A 14,253-nucleotide genomic window follows, 5' to 3' on the forward strand; every position below is an offset into this window, starting at 1 on the left:
ACGGAACTGGAGGCGCGGCGCCAGCTGGCATCGCGCCTCCAGTCCGGGGGATGGTGGCGTCAGACGTCGCGTCGGCGTGCCACCACGAGTGCGAGTGCGCCCACCACGGCCACCTCGGCCGCGAGCACGCCGAAGCCGCCCCAGCCGTTCAGGACGATGCCCTCCTGCGGCGTGGCGTCGCCGGCCGAGTAGGTGAACAGCTGCATCCCGGCCTGGTCGGGCAGGAACTTCGTGACGTCGAGGAGCCACTGCGCCTGCAGCACGCTCGCGATGAGCGACAGCACGATCGGGACGACGAGCAGGAGCCCGAGGGTGATCGCGATCCCGCCGGCGCTCGACCGGACGAGGAGTCCGATGCCGTACGCGAGCAGGGCGAGCAGCGTGACGTACACCGAGGCGCCGAGCAGCGGCATGAACACCGACGGATCGGCGAGGTCGGCGTGCACGCCCTTGCCCGCCTGCAGGGCAGCCGAGGCGAACACCCCGATCCAGATCGACACCGCGCTGACGACGAAGGTGGTGACCGCGAGGACCGAAGCCTTCGCGAGGATCACACCCGTCCGACGGGGGTCGGCGGTGAAGGTCGAGCGGACCTGGCCGGTGCCGTACTCCCCCGTGATGATGAGCACGCCGAGCACCGCGACGACGAGTGCCGTCAGGGAGACGCTCGCGGTGTTGATCGTGACGAGGGTGCCGTTCGCGGAGTCCTGGGCGACGGGCGTGCCGACGTCGAGGGCGTTGCCGATGAGGACCGCCATCGCGATCGTGACCACGACGAGGATCGCCAGGCACCAGATCGTGGAGCGGATGCTGCGGAGCTTGATCCACTCGCTGCGGACGAGCCGGCCGAAGCCGAGCCCGATCGTGGGCGGCAGATTCGTGGGCGGCAGGGTCGTGGCGGTCATCGGGTGCCCTCCGATCGGTACTCGACGTCGTCGCGGGTGAGCGCCATGTAGGCCTCTTCCAGGCTGGCGCCCACGGGTGTGAGCTCGTGGAGCGGGACGCCGACCTGTGCGGCGATGTTCCCGACCGTGGTGGCGTCCGGGCCGACCACCATGAAGGTGCCGTCCTCGCGCGGGGTCACGGACGCGTTCGGGCCGATCGCCTGGAACAGCTGGTCGGGAGCCGGCGTCCGGACGACGACGCGGCTGCCGCCGGTGCCGCCGCCCGCGGCGACGAACTCCTGGATGGGGGCGTCGGCGAGGACCCGGCCGCGGCCGAGGACGACGACGCGGTCGGCCGTCTGCGCCATCTCGCTCATGAGGTGGCTGGACAGGAACACGGTGCGCCCGTCGGCGGCCATGCGGCGGGCGAGCTGCCGCACCCAGAGCACGCCGTCCGGGTCGAGGCCGTTGACCGGCTCGTCGAGGATGAGCGTCTTCGGGTCGCCGAGCAGTGCCGCGGCGATGCCGAGTCGCTGCCCCATGCCGAGCGAGAACCCGCCGACGCGCTTCTTCGCGACGGAGTCGAGGCCGGTCATGTCGATGACCTCGTGCACGCGGGACTTCGGGATCCCGTGGGTCGCCGCGAGCGAGAGGAGGTGGTTGTAGGCGCTGCGGCCCTGGTGGACGGCCTTGGCCTCGAGGAGCGCCCCGACCTGCCGGAGCGGGTCGCGGAAGGACGTGTACGGCTGCCCGTTCACGGTCGCCCGCCCGGCCGTGGGGCGGTCGAGCCCCATGATCATGCGCATCGTGGTGGACTTCCCGGCGCCGTTCGGCCCGAGGAAGCCGGTCACGCTGCCCGGCCGCACGACGAACGAGACGTCGTCGACGGCGGTCTTCGGACCGTACTGTTTGGTGAGGTGCTCGACTTCGATCACGGCGGCCACGCTACGGGGACCTGGGAGTCGGCCGCGTCCACCCTGAGGGGGAGATGGGGTGGACCGCTCGGGGGACCCCGTCGCGACCTCGGCTCGGCGCCCGACCCCCAAAGACCCGTTTGACGGTCGCGCCGGGGCCGACCACGATGGCTTCCGTGTCCACCATCGAGAGCCTCCGGGCGACCGCGCACCCCGTCCGCCTGCGGCTGCTGTCGCTCGTCACGGGTGCGGCGATGAGCGCTGCCGAGGCCGGTCGAGAGCTCGGCGTCTCCCAGGCCGCGGCGAGCTACCACCTGCGGGTGCTCGAACGCGCTGGACTCGTGCGGGTCGTCGAGACCGTGCGGCTCCGGGGCGGTGACGCGAAGCGGTACCGGCACGAGTCGTCGGCTCGGCGGTTCCGCCTCGACGACGGCGACGGGAGTGCTGCTCCGGAGGTCCTCCCCGCGGACGACCAGCGTGTCTACGTCGAGGCCCTGGTCCAGGAGCTCCTCCGGCGCACCGACGACCGCACGACCGGTCCGTCGACCTCGACCGACGCCGAGCTCTGGGTCGGACCGGAGACGTGGCGCCGCGTGGTGCAGCACGTCGGCGACGCGGCCGCGCTCCTGCACGCCGCGGCCCGACCGCCGCGGACCCCGGGAACGGTGCCGGTCTCGATGACGGTCTCGATGTTCCCGCTGCGGCGACCGTGAGGACGCCGAGGGGCACCGGGCCGCTGCGGCACGCCCCGTTCCGGTGGCTCGTCACCGCCCGGACGGTGAGCATCGTCGGGAACGCGGTCGCACCCATCGCCCTCGCGTTCGCGGTCCTCGACCTGACCGGCTCCCCCGTCGACCTCGGTCTCGTGGTGGCGGCGCGGTCGGTGGCGAACGTCGCCGTCCTGCTCTTCGGCGGCGTGCTGGCCGACCGGCTGCCCCGTGACGTGCTGCTCGTGGTCACGTCGCTCGCGGCCGCGGCCACCCAGGCGATGATCGCCGCGCTCGTCCTGACCGGCAGCGCCACCGTCCCGCTGCTCGTCCTGTTGAGCATCCTGAACGGCGCGGTCGCCGCGGTGAGCCTGCCGACGACCGCGGCCATGGTGCCGGAGACCGTCCCGGCGACGGAACTCCGTCCTGCCAACGCGGTGATCCGGCTCGCGCTGAACGGCGGCACCATCGTCGGTGCGTCGGCGGGTGCGGCGGTCGTCGCCGTCGTCGGTGCCGGCTGGGGGCTGGCGATCGACGCGGCGGGGTTCGCGCTCGCCGCGCTGCTCTTCACGCGGATCCGACTGCTGAGACCCGCGCGGGACGCCGACGCCGAGCCGACGTCCGTGCTCGCCGACCTCCGGGACGGCTGGGCGGAGTTCACCCGGCGCCGGTGGGTCTGGACCGTGGTGGCGCAGTTCACCGTCCTGAACGCCGCTTTCGTCGGTGCGACGACCGTGCTCGGCCCGGTGGTGGCCGACGGGTCCTTCGGTCGGGCTGCCTGGGGACTCGTGGTGTCCGCGCAGACCGTCGGGCTCGCGCTCGGTGCGGTCGTGGCGCTGCGGTGGCAGCCCCGGCGAGCGCTCGGCATCGGCGTCGCGACGATGGCGGTGACCGCGCTGCCCGCAGCCGCGCTCGGACTCGTGCCGACGCTCCCCGTGCTCCTCGTCGCGTTCCTGCTCGGCGGCACCGCCCTCGAACTGTTCTCCATCGCCTGGGACCACGCGCTGCAGACGAACGTGCCGCGGGAGCTGCTCTCGCGGGTGTACTCGTACGACATGGTCGGGTCGTTCGTCGCCGTGCCGCTCGGCGAGGCGCTCGTCGGACCCCTCGCGGGGGTGGTCGGCACCCCGGCGACGCTCGTCGGGTGCGCGGTCGTGATCGTGCTGGCCACCGCCGTCGCCGCGTCGACCCGGAGCGTCCGGCGCGTCGAGGTCACCGCTGCCTGACGTGCCGCCGCAGCCGGCGCCGGGGCTAGCCTGACGCCGTGAGCGACGCACTGGACGACGGGCCGTTCTTCCACGGGACCAAGGCGGACCTGCACGTCGGCGACCTGCTGATCGCCGGGTTCCGCTCGAACTACCGGCCCGAGGTCGTGATGAACCACGTGTACTTCACCGCGCTCCGGGACGGCGCCGGGCTCGCGGCCGAGCTGGCGGCGGGCAACGGACTCCCCCGTGTGTACGAGGTCGAGCCGACCGGAGCGTTCGAGGACGACCCGAACGTGACGGACAAGAAGTTCCCGGGCAACCCGACGCGCTCCTACCGCAGCACGGCGCCGCTCCGGATCACCGGCGAGGTGACGGGCTGGCCGCGGTTGACGCCGGAGGCACTCCAGGCGTGGCGCGATCGGCTGGCGGCGCTGCGCGCGGACGAGCGGGGCGAGATCATCAACTGACCGCCGCGCCCGACCGGCCGGCGCCCCGGACGGGATTTCGCGCTGCGCGACAGTTCACGGGAGCGCGACCGCGTGAAGTGTCGGTCAGCGCGAAAACCCGCGCCCGCCCGGCGGAGGCCGTCAGCGCGACCGCGCCCGGTACTCCCCCGGCGGCCCACCGCACGCGCGGGTGAAGTGCGCGTAGAAGCTCGACTGCGACCCGAACCCCGCTGCGTGCGCGATCTCCGACGTCGTCATCGAGGTCGTCGCGAGCAACCGCTGCGCCTCGGCGACCCGGCACCGGGTGAGGTACTCGAGGATGGTCGTCCCGACGTCCTGCCGGAACACCGACATCGCGTAGTGCGGGTGCAGGTGCGCCGCCGCGGCCACGTCGGCCACCTCGATCGGCTCACGGAACCGGTCGACCACGAACCGCACCATGTCGATCACCCGGTGCATGGCGTCCGCGGTGCCGTGCCCGCCGCCCGGGCGGAGGTCGACGGCGTCCCGGTGGTGCCGCAGCAGCCGTCGGACGAGCGCCTGGGCCTCGAGGTTCGCGATGGTCTCGGCGCCCTCGTCCGCGAAGTCCCGCTGCCACGAGCCGAGCATCGACTCGACGTCACGACCGGCGGCCTCGGTCGGCACGACGACCGGCCGGTTGAGCAGCATCGCGCCGAGGTCGTGGTCGGGCAGCCCCCACGCGAGCACCTCGCCGAGCGGGATGTGCACCCATCGGAACTCCCCGGTCCCCGTCCCGTCGCCGACGAGCTGGTGCGGGGTCCAGCCCCAGAAGAGCGCGATCTCGCCGGCGTGCACGCTGACCGGGGCGCCGCCGAAGCGGTAGTCGAGGTGCCCGTCGAGCACGAGGTTGATCTCGAGGTCGTCGTGCCGGTGGGACGACGGCATGAGCGGCGCCGGGCCACGGTGGCTCCAGTACGCCGCTTCCATCGTCTCCACATCGAGCACACCGCGAGCCTACGACAGCGACCCGCGGGCCCGACAGCGGCCTCCGGGCCCGACAGCGACCCGAGCGCGCCCATCCGAGGATCCTGGAACCCCGCCGTCCGAAGCCGGAGGCCCGCACCCGCCCCCGCTTCCTACCGTCGTTGCATGACCAAGATCACCATCATCGGCGCCGGCGGCTTCGTCTTCCCGTTCCGCCTCATCGGCGACCTCGTCTCCTTCCCCGCACTGCAGGGCGCGACGCTGCACCTCATGGACCTCGACGCGGGCAGGGTCGCCCGCACCGCGAGCGCTGCCCGCGAGCTCGTCGCCCACCACGGCCTCGGCACCGAGGTCCTCGAGACCACCGACCGCCGCGAGGCCCTCGCCGACGCGGACGTCGTCATCATCACGTTCCAGGTCGGCGGCGTGGAGTCGTACAAGTGGGACGTGGAGATCCCCCGGAAGTACGGCATCGACCAGGCCGTCGGCGACACCGTGGGACCCGGCGGCGTGTTCCGCTTCCTGCGCTCCGTGCGCGCCTACGAGGACATCGCCCGCGACGCGCTCGAGCTCTGCCCGGACGCCCAGTTCATCAACTACGCGAACCCGATGGCGATGGCCACGGCGTTCCTCAACGCGAAGGGCCTGCGCACGGTCGGCCTCTGCCACAGCGTGCAGGGCACCACGCGCATGCTCGCCCGGACCCTCGACGTGCCGTACGACGAGGTCGAGTACGTCAGCGCCGGCATCAACCACCAGGCCTGGATCCTCGAGTTCACGCGGCGGAACGGCGAGGACCTGTACCCGCGCCTCCGCGAGGTGATGACCGCGAAGCACCGGCGCGGCGTCGCGGCGGCCGACCTGCACGACGACGACGGCGACCACAGCGAGGCGGCTGCGGCGGCGAGCAACTACGAGGGCGGCAACGAGCAGGTCCGCACGCAGCTGATGCGGTCGTTCGGGTACTTCGAGACCGAGTCGAGCCACCACGCGAGCGAGTACGTGCCGTACTTCCGCAAGGACCCGGAGACCGTGCTCGAGTACATCCCGGAGCGCTGGGACTACTACGAGATCTGCCTCGCCCACGACGAGCAGGGCGACGTCGACCAGCAGCTCGAGAAGCTCAAGGCCGACCTCTCCCCGTCGGTCGAGTACGGCGCGAGCATCGTCAACGCGATCGTCACCGGCGTCCCCGCGGTGGTCTACGGCAACGTCCCGAACCGCACCGGCGTGATCGCCAACCTGCCGTCGGACGCCTGCGTCGAGGTCGCCTGCCTGGCCGACGGCAACGGGGTCACCCCGATCTCGTTCGGCGAACTCCCCCCGCAGCTCGCGGCGATCAACCGGACGAACACGAACGTGCAGACGCTGGCGGTCCGCGCGGCACTGACCGGCAGCGTCGAGCACGTCCACCACGCGGTCGCGCTCGACCCCCTCACCGCGGCGCACCTCACGCTCGACCGGATCGCCGAGATGACCGACGAGCTGCTGCACGCACACGCCGCGCTGCTCCCGGAGTCGCTGCGTCCGGCGACCGCGGCACCGGCCGAGCAGGGTGCCGTCCAGGAGGCGCGACCCGCCCTCGTCTGACCGCCCCGTCCGCCGACGGGGCCGGGTCCACCGCGCGACCCGGCCCCGTCACGGACGCACCCGGACCCCGGGACGCGCACCGCGCCTCCTGGACCACCACGGCACCACGACCTCGAAGGAGAGGACCATGCCGACCCGACCACCCACCCAGCTGGCCCGACGCGGGTTCCTCGCGCTGGCCGGCATCTCGATGGCCGGCGCACTCGCCGCCTGCGCCGGCCAGGGCACCGCTGCCCACGGCGGCACGAAGCACATCCGCCTCTCGACCTGGAACATCCCGACGGACATCACGAGCTACCAGCAGATCGCCGACGAGTTCGTCGCGGCGCACCCCGGCACGAGCGTCGCCGTCGAGGTCACCACCGGCCAGTTCCACCAGTGGTTCATCACCCGGCTCGCCGCGGACCTCGCGCCCGACGTCATCCGGATCACCCCGCAGCAGATCGGCCGGTACGCCGCGAACGGCAGCCTCGTCGACATCTCCGGCTCGATCCCGAAGGACTACCAGCAGGACTACAGCACGCCGTTCTGGGCGATCGGTGCCCGGGACGACGGTGTGTACGGCGTCTTCCAGCACACCGACAACTTCATCACCTACTACAACCGCGAGGTCATGGACCGGATCGGGGTCACCCCGCCGGAGCGCCTCGCGGACGCGTGGACGTGGGACGAGTTCCTCGACGTCGCGAAGGAGGTCAAGCAGGTCACCGGCAAGTACGCGTTCGGGTACGGCTGGTCCGCGCCGGAGACCGCCTACCGGTGGCTGCCGTTCGTCTACCAGAACGGGGGCGCGTTCCTCGGCGAGGACGGTGCCACCCCCTCGATGGACACCCCCGAGGCGATCGACGCCCTGGCGTTCGGGCGCAAGTGGTACGCCGACGGCCTCGCCACCACCGGCAACCTGTCGAAGAGCGGCGGCGGGGACGTCTCCCGCAACCTGTTCCTGACCGGGCAGATCGGCATGATGCTCAACAACCCCGAGTCGATCGTGCAGCTCGACACCGACATGCGGGACAACTGGGGCACGGCGCCGATGATCCGGAACGTCGGTGAGGCGAGCGACCTCGGCGGCAACGCCCTCGCCGTCACGAAGTCGAGCAAGCACCCCGAGCTCGCGGCCGAGCTCGTCGCGATGATCACCTCGCGGCCGAAGATGCAGCAGTTCTGCCACGACGGCAACTGGCTGCCGGCCCGCGAGTCCCTCGACGCGGCGGACATCGGGTACGCCGCGAACTCGGACACCATGCAGCGGTTCATCGACCAGGGGTCGACCATCCCGCTGTCGATGGTGAAGGCCGAGAGCGGGCAGTACTTCTCGTCGCTCAACGCGGTGTTCGCCGACTACCTCGACCTGTGCCTGCTCGGGCAGCTCAGCCCGAAGGAGGCCTCGAGCCAGATGATGGAGGCGATGCGCAGTGTCACTGCGAACTGAGACCGCGCCGGTCCGGACCACGGCGTCGACCGCCCCGCCGACCGGTGGGCTCCCCGTCGGTGGTGCCGCACGACGACGCCAGGGCCGGTTCGTCCCCTGGGTGTTCGTCGGCCCCGCGGCGCTGCTGTTCCTCGGCTTCTCGCTCATCCCGATCGTGACCGCGATCACCCTGAGCTTCCAGGACTCGAGCACCTCGCTCGGCGACGGCACCTGGGTGGGCGGGAAGAACTTCGTCGACATGGGCTCCGACCCGTTGATCGGGACGGCGCTGCGGAACACGCTCGTCTTCACGATCGGGACCGTCCCGACCGCGATGGCGATCGGCCTCGCCCTGGCGGTGGCGCTGAACCGACCGCTGCCCGGGCGTTCGGTGTTCCGTGCGCTCTTCTTCGTGCCGATGGTCGCCGCCGGCGTCGTGGTCGGCGTCATCATGTCGTGGATCTTCAACGGTGACTACGGCGTCGTGAACAACCTGCTCGAGGCGCTCGGTCTCGGCCGCGTGCCCTGGCTGACCGCGCCCGGCTGGGCGATGGCGACCCTGGTGATCGTCGTCGTGTGGACCCGGATCGGGTTCTGCATGGTGATCTACCTCGGTGCGCTGCAGTCCGTGCCCGCCGAGCTCAAGGAGGCAGCCGCGATCGACGGCGCCTCGCGGTGGGTGCGGTTCCGGACGATCACGTGGCCGCTCCTGCGACCGACGACGTCGATCCTGCTCATCCTCAACGTGGTGTTCTCGCTGCAGGCGTTCGACGTCATCTACGTGATGACCGGCGGCGGCCCCGGCTTCTCCACCACGGTGCTCATCCAGTACGTGTTCCGGTCCGCGTTCATCGACGCGCGGATGGGGTACGCCGCGGCGCTCGGGCTGGTGCTCGTCGCGATCCTGCTCGTGTTCACGCTGCTCCGGCAGCGGGCCAACAAGAAGGCTGAGGAGGCCATCTGATGGCACTGTCCGTTGCGGGGTCGACCCGCGCCTCCCGTCCGACCGCCGCGCGGCGGAAGCCACGCCCGGGCCGCTGGGTGCTCGTCGCCGCACTCACCGCGTTGGCGATCCTGATGGTCTTCCCGCTGTACTGGATGGTCGTCTCCGCGCTCACCCCTGGCGGCCAGTCGCAGAGCGGCACGTTCTCGCTCTTCCCGACCCGGCCCACCTTCGAGAACTACACGCAGGTGTTCAGCACGCAGCCGGTCTGGCGGTGGCTCGGGAACTCCGCGCTCATCACCAGCGTCGGCACCGCGCTGAGCGTCGTCGTCTCGCTGATGGCCGGGTACGCCCTGGCGAAGTTCCGGTTCGTCGGGCGGGGGCTGCTCTACTCGGCGTTCCTCGTCACGATCATGATCCCGATCCAGGTCACCCTCGTGCCGAGCTTCCTCGTCGTCGCGAAGATCGGGCTCGTCGACTCCCCCTGGGCGGTCATCCTGCCGACGGTGTTCGACGTGGTCGGGATCTTCATCGCCCGGCAGTTCATGCTCGGGGTGCCGGACGCCCTGATGGAGGCCGCGCGGCTCGACGGCGCCGGCGAGTTCCAGACCTTCTTCCGGGTCGTGCTGCCGACCTGCGGTCCCCTCGTCGGGGTACTCGTGATCCTCGGGTTCATGACCCGGTGGAACGACTTCCTCTGGCCGCTCGTCGTGCTGCAGGGCAACGAGAACCTCACCGTGCCGGTCGCGCTGTCGACGCTGACGAACAACCCGGCGTTCAGTTCGCCGTGGGGTGCCGTGATGGCGATCGCCACCGTGACGGTGCTGCCGCTGCTCGTGGTGTTCCTGGCGTTCCAGCGGCAGTTCGTGCAGGGCATCGCCTCGACGGGCATCAAGTAGGCCGCGGGCGCGCGGGCGTACCTGGTCGGGACGGCAGCACGGTTACACCGCGGCGCGGAGCACGGCCCCCACGACGCGCGCGGGCTCGGGCAGCCGCTCGTTCGTGGCCGACGCCCGGAAGGAGTCGAGAGCGAGCGCGGCGAACCGCCGCGCGGCACCGAGTCGCTCGGCCGGGTCGTCCCCGCCAAGCCCCCGCGCCGCGAGCAGCACGAGGAGCAGGTCGTCGACGACGAAGTCGGGCCGCAACCGTCCCGCGGCCTTGGCTCGCAACGCCAGGCCCGCCATCGCGTGCAGGAGCTCGGCGCGGTGCCGTGCGAGCCGGTCGGACACCTGGCCCGCGGCGACGAGCGCATCGACGAAGCCCTGGTTGCGAGCGTTCAACTCGACGGTCCGCTCGACGACGGAACGCAGGCCCAGCCAGGGGTCCGGGAGCGCGGCACCCTCGAGGACGATGCTCCGGCAGAGCTCGAGCTCGTCCTCGAACGCGGCGTCGACGAGGTCCTGCCTGGTCGGGAACCGCCGGTAGAGCGTCGCCGGCCCGACCCCCGCGTGCCGGGCGATGTCCCGCATCGTCACGTCGAGGCCGCGCGCGCCGAACAGCTCGCGCGCGGCCTGCAGCACGCGGTCGCGGTTCTCGCGTGCGTCGGATCGGAGGTGAGACGTCTCGTCGGTCATCGCTCCCACTTTAGTCAAGTGGACGTGGGCGTCCGTTAGCGTCGCGAGCATGCACGCAGTCACCATCCAGTCCTTCGGTCCGCCGGACGGCCTCGTCCCCACCGAGCTCCCCGAACCCGTCGCCGCACCCGGCCAGGTCCTCGTCGACGTCGAGGCGATCGGCGTCGGCGGCGTGGACGCCGTCATCCGGCGCGGGACGATCGCGCGCCCCGGACTCGAGCCCGGGTACGTCCCGGGCAGCGAGGTCGCCGGGCGCGTCGTCGCCGTCGGGGACCAGCGGGACGTCGACTGGCTCGGCCGCCGGGTCTGGGCGTTCACGGGCGTCGGTGGCGCGTACGCCGAGCGTGTCGTCGCCGGGACCGGGGACCTCACACCGCTCGAGGACGGTTTCGACGCCGTGGACGCCGTCGCCCTGGGGTCGGCCGCCCCGGTCGCCCGGTTCGCGCTGGCGCACGCGCACCTCGCCCCGGGCGAACGGGTGCTGGTACGCGGAGCCGCCGGCAACATCGGGATCGCCGCGGTCGAGCTCGCCGCACAGGCCGGTGCCGCGGCGGTCGCGGTGACGACGGGTTCGGCCGAGCGAGGCGACCGTCTGCGCGGGTTCGGCGCCACCCATGTGCTCGACCGGCAGGGCGCGGGCGACGGGCCGGAGTCCTACGACGTGGTCATCGACGTCGTCGGCGGCCCCGCGATGCCCGCGTTCATCGAGCGCCTGGCACCGAACGGTCGGCTGGTCCTCGTCGGCGCCGTGGCCGGCATGCCGCCGGCGGACTTCGGCGCGCACCTGCTCCGCGGCTTCCAGCAGTCGCGGTCGGTCGCGACCTTCAGTCTCGACTCCGTGCCGCGCGACGCCCTGGCGTCGGAGCGGACGGAGCTGTTCCGCGCGGCCGCCGCGGGGACCCTGTCCCCGGTCGTCGACGCGGTGCTGCCGCTCGCGGACGCTGCGGAAGCGCACCGCCGCATGGACGACGGCGAGGTCTTCGGACGGATCGTCCTGACGCCCTGATCCCGGTCATGGAAAGACGGGAGGCGCGGTGCCGGCTGGCACCGCGCCTCCCGTCCGTCACCTGGTGACGTCAGCCGCGGATCACGGAGATCTCGTCGGCCTGCGGACCCTTCTTGCCGGGGCCGACCACGTAGCGGACGTGGTCGGTGTCCTCGAGCGAGCGCAGGCCCGTCGACGCGACGATGCTGGAGAAGTGGGCGAACAGGTCGTCGGACCCGTCGTCCGGGGTGATGAAGCCGAACCCCTTGTTGTTGTCGAACCACTTGACGGTTCCGGTGGGCATCAGAGCCACCCCTCTCAGTGGATGCGCAGTTGCGCGACCATCGGGCAGGCGAACGGGTCACGAGCGGCGAGCCCGACCCGGTTGAGGTACCGGACGACGATGCCGTACGAGCGCAGCAGGGTGGTCTCGGTGTAGGGCACGTCGAGCGTGTCGCAGTGGTCGCGGACGAGCAGGCGGGCCTGCTTCAGCGCCGGACGCGGCATCGACGGGAACAGGTGGTGCTCCACCTGGTAGTTCAGGCCACCCATGAGGAACGAGACCCACCAGCCACCGCGGATGTTGCGGGAGGTGCGGACCTGGCGCGAGAAGAAGTCGACCTTGGCGTCGTGCGCGATGGTCGGCATGCCCTTGTGGTTCGGGGCGAACGAGGCGCCCATCATCACACCGAAGACGGCGAGCTGGACCCCGAGGAACGCGCACGCCATGCCGAAGGGCAGGAACCAGAACACGATCGTCAGGTAGATGCCGAAGCGGGCGACGAGCAGGCCGGCCTCGAGCCAGCGGTGCTTCACGTCGGCCTTCGTGCCGTTGCCCGTGACGATGCTCATCACGGCGTAGCGGTGCAGGTTCAGGCCCTCGAGCGTGAGGAGGGGGAAGAACAGCCAGCCCTGGAAGCGCATGAACGTCGTCATGAGCGGGCCCTTCACCGACGCGGCGTCCTCCGGCAGGAAGCGGATGCCGTCCGGCGCGATGTCCGGGTCCTTGCCGACGGTGTTCGGGTTGCCGTGGTGGCGGGTGTGCTTGTTCATCCACCACGAGTAGCTGAGGCCGACCATGAACGTGCCGAGCCAGCGGCCGGCGTGGTCGTTCCACTTCTGCGAGGCGAAGACCTGACGGTGCGCGGCCTCGTGCGAGAGGAACGCGAACTGCGTGAAGAGGACGCCGAGGGCTCCGGCGACGATGAGCTGGAACCACGAGTCGCCGAGGAACGCGAACGCGACCCAGGCGAGGGCGAGGGTGCCGATGAGGGTTCCGAACAGGGACCAGTAGAAACCGGTGCGGCGGCGCAGGAGGCCGTTGTCCTTCACCTGCGCCAGCAGCGCGGAGTAGGTCGACGTGCCCTTGCGGGGACCTGTTGCGGGACGGGTGCGGGTGTAACCCGGTGCGAGCGGAGTGGTGGTCATGAGGACCGCCTTCCGGTACGGATCGGTCCTTCAACCAATGCGAGTGAGTTCACGCGTTTGCGCTTGGCGCGACACTAGGGGCGGAACATGCGTGTTCGCCTGGGAGTCCGGTTTGCGTCGGTCCGTCTGCCACGATCTTCCGTCGGTCCGTCTGCCACGATCGACGCATGCCTCTCGACGGACGTCCCCTCGAACGCCTCGGCTTCCTCACCATCGGGTCGTTCGACCCGGCACGGCCCGGACTCGGTCACGAGGAGACCCTCCGGGTCATCGAGCGCGCCGAGGCCCTGGGCTTCGACAGCGCGTGGTTGCGGCACCGGCACGTGCAGCACGGCATCTCCTCCCCCGTCGCGCTGATGGCCGCCGCCTCACAGCGGACCTCCCGGATCGCGCTCGGGACGGCCGTCACGCCGATCGGCGCCGAGAACCCGTTCCGGCTCGCCGAGGACCTGGCGACGGTCGACGTGCTCCTCGGCGGTCGTCTCAACCCCGGTTTCTCCTCCGGCACCCCGATGCACTACGACCTCTACCGGGACGCGCTGTACCCGGACACCGCCGAGCAGGAGGACTTCGGCGACGCCCGACTCCTGCGCTTCCGTGACCTCGTCCGGGGCGACCCGGTCGTCGAGGTCGCCGAGCAGCGCGGCATCGAGGAGTTCGCCACGACCGTCCAGCCGCAGAGCCCCGGCCTCGCCGACCGGCTCTGGTACGGCACGGGCAGCACGCGGTCAGCGGTGTGGGCGGCGCAGAACGGCTTCCACCTGCTCACCTCGAGCGTGACGCGGAGCGAGATCGGCACGGACTTCGCGACGAACCAGCGCGCCCAGGTCGACGCCTACCTCGAGGCGCACCCGTCCCCGGGGACCGCCCGCGTGTCGCAGGGACTCGTCGTGATCCCCACCGACACGGCGACACCCGAGCAGGAGGCCCGGTACCGCGCCTACGTCGAGGGTCGGTCGGGTCGCGTCGGGGTGCCGACGAGGCCGGGGAAGCTGCTCTTCGCCGCCGACCTGGTCGGGACATCGGCCGAGATCGCTGATCGTCTGCGCGCGGACGCCGGGTACCAGGTGGCCACGGAGGTCGCCTTCGCGCTGCCGTTCTCGTTCGAGGCGGAGGACTACGCGCAGATCATCACGGACATGGCGGAGCGGCTCGGGCCGACGCTGGGATGGGCGCCGGGGGCCGTGGCGACCACCGGTCGCTGAGACCGCCGCGGAG

Annotated in this window: 15 protein-coding genes; 9 read left to right on the forward strand and 6 right to left on the reverse strand. The window is 71.6% G+C overall.

Annotation, left to right across the window (positions count from 1 at the left end):
- Nucleotides 1–59: 59 nt before the first annotated feature.
- Entirely contained in the window at nucleotides 60–905 is an 846-nt protein-coding gene (locus tag BIV01_RS17165; protein WP_071303643.1) for an ABC transporter permease, read from the reverse strand.
- Nucleotides 902–1,819: an ABC transporter ATP-binding protein gene (locus BIV01_RS17170; RefSeq protein WP_071303698.1), complete on the reverse strand. Its 918-nt coding sequence runs from the start codon at nucleotides 1,817–1,819 to the stop codon at nucleotides 902–904. The genes BIV01_RS17165 and BIV01_RS17170 overlap by 4 nt, the downstream gene beginning before the upstream one ends.
- Before the next feature lie 146 nt (nucleotides 1,820–1,965).
- Between BIV01_RS17170 and BIV01_RS17175 the strand changes: the two genes are divergently transcribed.
- The 3 genes from BIV01_RS17175 to arr are packed head-to-tail and all read left to right on the forward strand — an operon-like array spanning nucleotide 1,966 to nucleotide 4,180.
- A complete protein-coding gene (locus BIV01_RS17175; RefSeq protein ID WP_071303699.1) occupies nucleotides 1,966–2,511 on the forward strand; it encodes an ArsR/SmtB family transcription factor in 546 nt (181 codons plus the stop codon).
- Nucleotides 2,508–3,731 (forward strand): MFS transporter, encoded by a 1,224-nt coding sequence (locus BIV01_RS17180; protein ID WP_071303644.1) that lies wholly within the window; start codon nucleotides 2,508–2,510, stop codon nucleotides 3,729–3,731. Before BIV01_RS17175 ends, BIV01_RS17180 begins: the two co-directional genes overlap by 4 nt.
- 38 nt (nucleotides 3,732–3,769) lie before the next feature.
- The gene (gene arr, locus BIV01_RS17185; protein WP_071303645.1) at nucleotides 3,770–4,180 is read left to right on the forward strand and encodes an NAD(+)--rifampin ADP-ribosyltransferase; all 411 of its coding nucleotides are present in this window, start codon (nucleotides 3,770–3,772) and stop codon (nucleotides 4,178–4,180) included.
- Between the two features lie 120 nt (nucleotides 4,181–4,300).
- Here the strand turns inward: arr and BIV01_RS17190 are convergent, their stop codons facing one another.
- Nucleotides 4,301–5,125, reverse strand: a complete 825-nt coding sequence (locus BIV01_RS17190; protein ID WP_139199537.1) for a helix-turn-helix domain-containing protein — start codon at nucleotides 5,123–5,125, stop codon at nucleotides 4,301–4,303.
- Nucleotides 5,126–5,269: 144 nt separating this feature from the next.
- Here BIV01_RS17190 and melA point away from each other — a divergent pair, with 144 nt between their 5' ends.
- The 4 genes from melA (at nucleotide 5,270) to BIV01_RS17210 (ending at nucleotide 9,947) form a co-directional block, all read left to right on the forward strand.
- Nucleotides 5,270–6,694: an alpha-galactosidase gene (gene melA / locus BIV01_RS17195; RefSeq protein ID WP_071303647.1), complete on the forward strand. Its 1,425-nt coding sequence runs from the start codon at nucleotides 5,270–5,272 to the stop codon at nucleotides 6,692–6,694.
- 127 nt (nucleotides 6,695–6,821) lie between these two features.
- Nucleotides 6,822–8,126, forward strand: coding sequence for an ABC transporter substrate-binding protein (locus BIV01_RS17200; protein ID WP_071303648.1), 1,305 nt, complete (start codon nucleotides 6,822–6,824; stop codon nucleotides 8,124–8,126).
- A complete protein-coding gene (locus tag BIV01_RS17205; RefSeq protein ID WP_071303649.1) occupies nucleotides 8,110–9,069 on the forward strand; it encodes a carbohydrate ABC transporter permease in 960 nt (319 codons plus the stop codon). Before BIV01_RS17200 ends, BIV01_RS17205 begins: the two co-directional genes overlap by 17 nt.
- Nucleotides 9,069–9,947, forward strand: coding sequence for a carbohydrate ABC transporter permease (locus BIV01_RS17210; RefSeq protein WP_254791875.1), 879 nt, complete (start codon nucleotides 9,069–9,071; stop codon nucleotides 9,945–9,947). The genes BIV01_RS17205 and BIV01_RS17210 overlap by 1 nt, the downstream gene beginning before the upstream one ends.
- Nucleotides 9,948–9,989: 42 nt before the next feature.
- On the opposite strand, the gene BIV01_RS17215 is transcribed toward BIV01_RS17210, so the two are convergent.
- The gene (locus BIV01_RS17215) at nucleotides 9,990–10,622 is read right to left on the reverse strand and encodes a TetR/AcrR family transcriptional regulator (RefSeq protein ID WP_071303651.1); all 633 of its coding nucleotides are present in this window, start codon (nucleotides 10,620–10,622) and stop codon (nucleotides 9,990–9,992) included.
- A 49-nt stretch (nucleotides 10,623–10,671) separates the two neighbouring features.
- Between BIV01_RS17215 and BIV01_RS17220 the strand changes: the two genes are divergently transcribed.
- A complete protein-coding gene (locus tag BIV01_RS17220) occupies nucleotides 10,672–11,628 on the forward strand; it encodes a zinc-binding dehydrogenase (protein WP_071303652.1) in 957 nt (318 codons plus the stop codon).
- Nucleotides 11,629–11,698: 70 nt separating this feature from the next.
- Here BIV01_RS17220 and BIV01_RS17225 read toward each other — a convergent pair whose 3' ends face one another.
- Both BIV01_RS17225 and BIV01_RS17230 read right to left on the reverse strand, forming a co-directional pair.
- On the reverse strand, nucleotides 11,699–11,911 hold the full coding sequence (locus BIV01_RS17225; RefSeq protein ID WP_070419121.1) for a cold-shock protein: 213 nt from the start codon (nucleotides 11,909–11,911) through the stop codon (nucleotides 11,699–11,701).
- A 14-nt stretch (nucleotides 11,912–11,925) separates the two neighbouring features.
- Nucleotides 11,926–13,035, reverse strand: a complete 1,110-nt coding sequence (locus tag BIV01_RS17230) for a fatty acid desaturase family protein (protein WP_070416482.1) — start codon at nucleotides 13,033–13,035, stop codon at nucleotides 11,926–11,928.
- A 167-nt stretch (nucleotides 13,036–13,202) separates the two neighbouring features.
- Between BIV01_RS17230 and BIV01_RS17235 the strand changes: the two genes are divergently transcribed.
- Complete coding sequence (locus BIV01_RS17235) at nucleotides 13,203–14,240, forward strand: LLM class flavin-dependent oxidoreductase (RefSeq protein ID WP_071303653.1); 1,038 nt, start codon at nucleotides 13,203–13,205, stop codon at nucleotides 14,238–14,240.
- The last annotated feature ends 13 nt before the right edge of the window (nucleotides 14,241–14,253 follow it).

Origin of the sequence: Curtobacterium sp. MCBA15_013, from assembly GCF_001865095.1 — a bacterium.
Taxonomy (GTDB): domain Bacteria; phylum Actinomycetota; class Actinomycetes; order Actinomycetales; family Microbacteriaceae; genus Curtobacterium.

Excerpts from the sequence above, each read along its gene's own strand:
- BIV01_RS17165 (WP_071303643.1), bottom strand. The coding sequence starts at position 905 with ATGACCGCCACGACCCTGCCGCCCACGAATCTGCCGCCCACGATCGGG.
- BIV01_RS17175 (WP_071303699.1), top strand. The coding sequence starts at position 1,966 with ATGGCTTCCGTGTCCACCATCGAGAGCCTCCGGGCGACCGCGCACCCC.
- melA (WP_071303647.1), top strand. The coding sequence starts at position 5,270 with ATGACCAAGATCACCATCATCGGCGCCGGCGGCTTCGTCTTCCCGTTC.
- BIV01_RS17200 (WP_071303648.1), top strand. The coding sequence starts at position 6,822 with ATGCCGACCCGACCACCCACCCAGCTGGCCCGACGCGGGTTCCTCGCG.
- BIV01_RS17210 (WP_254791875.1), top strand. The coding sequence starts at position 9,069 with ATGGCACTGTCCGTTGCGGGGTCGACCCGCGCCTCCCGTCCGACCGCC.
- BIV01_RS17215 (WP_071303651.1), bottom strand. The coding sequence starts at position 10,622 with ATGACCGACGAGACGTCTCACCTCCGATCCGACGCACGCGAGAACCGC.
- BIV01_RS17220 (WP_071303652.1), top strand. The coding sequence starts at position 10,672 with ATGCACGCAGTCACCATCCAGTCCTTCGGTCCGCCGGACGGCCTCGTC.
- BIV01_RS17225 (WP_070419121.1), bottom strand. The coding sequence starts at position 11,911 with ATGCCCACCGGAACCGTCAAGTGGTTCGACAACAACAAGGGGTTCGGC.
- BIV01_RS17230 (WP_070416482.1), bottom strand. The coding sequence starts at position 13,035 with ATGACCACCACTCCGCTCGCACCGGGTTACACCCGCACCCGTCCCGCA.
- BIV01_RS17235 (WP_071303653.1), top strand. The coding sequence starts at position 13,203 with ATGCCTCTCGACGGACGTCCCCTCGAACGCCTCGGCTTCCTCACCATC.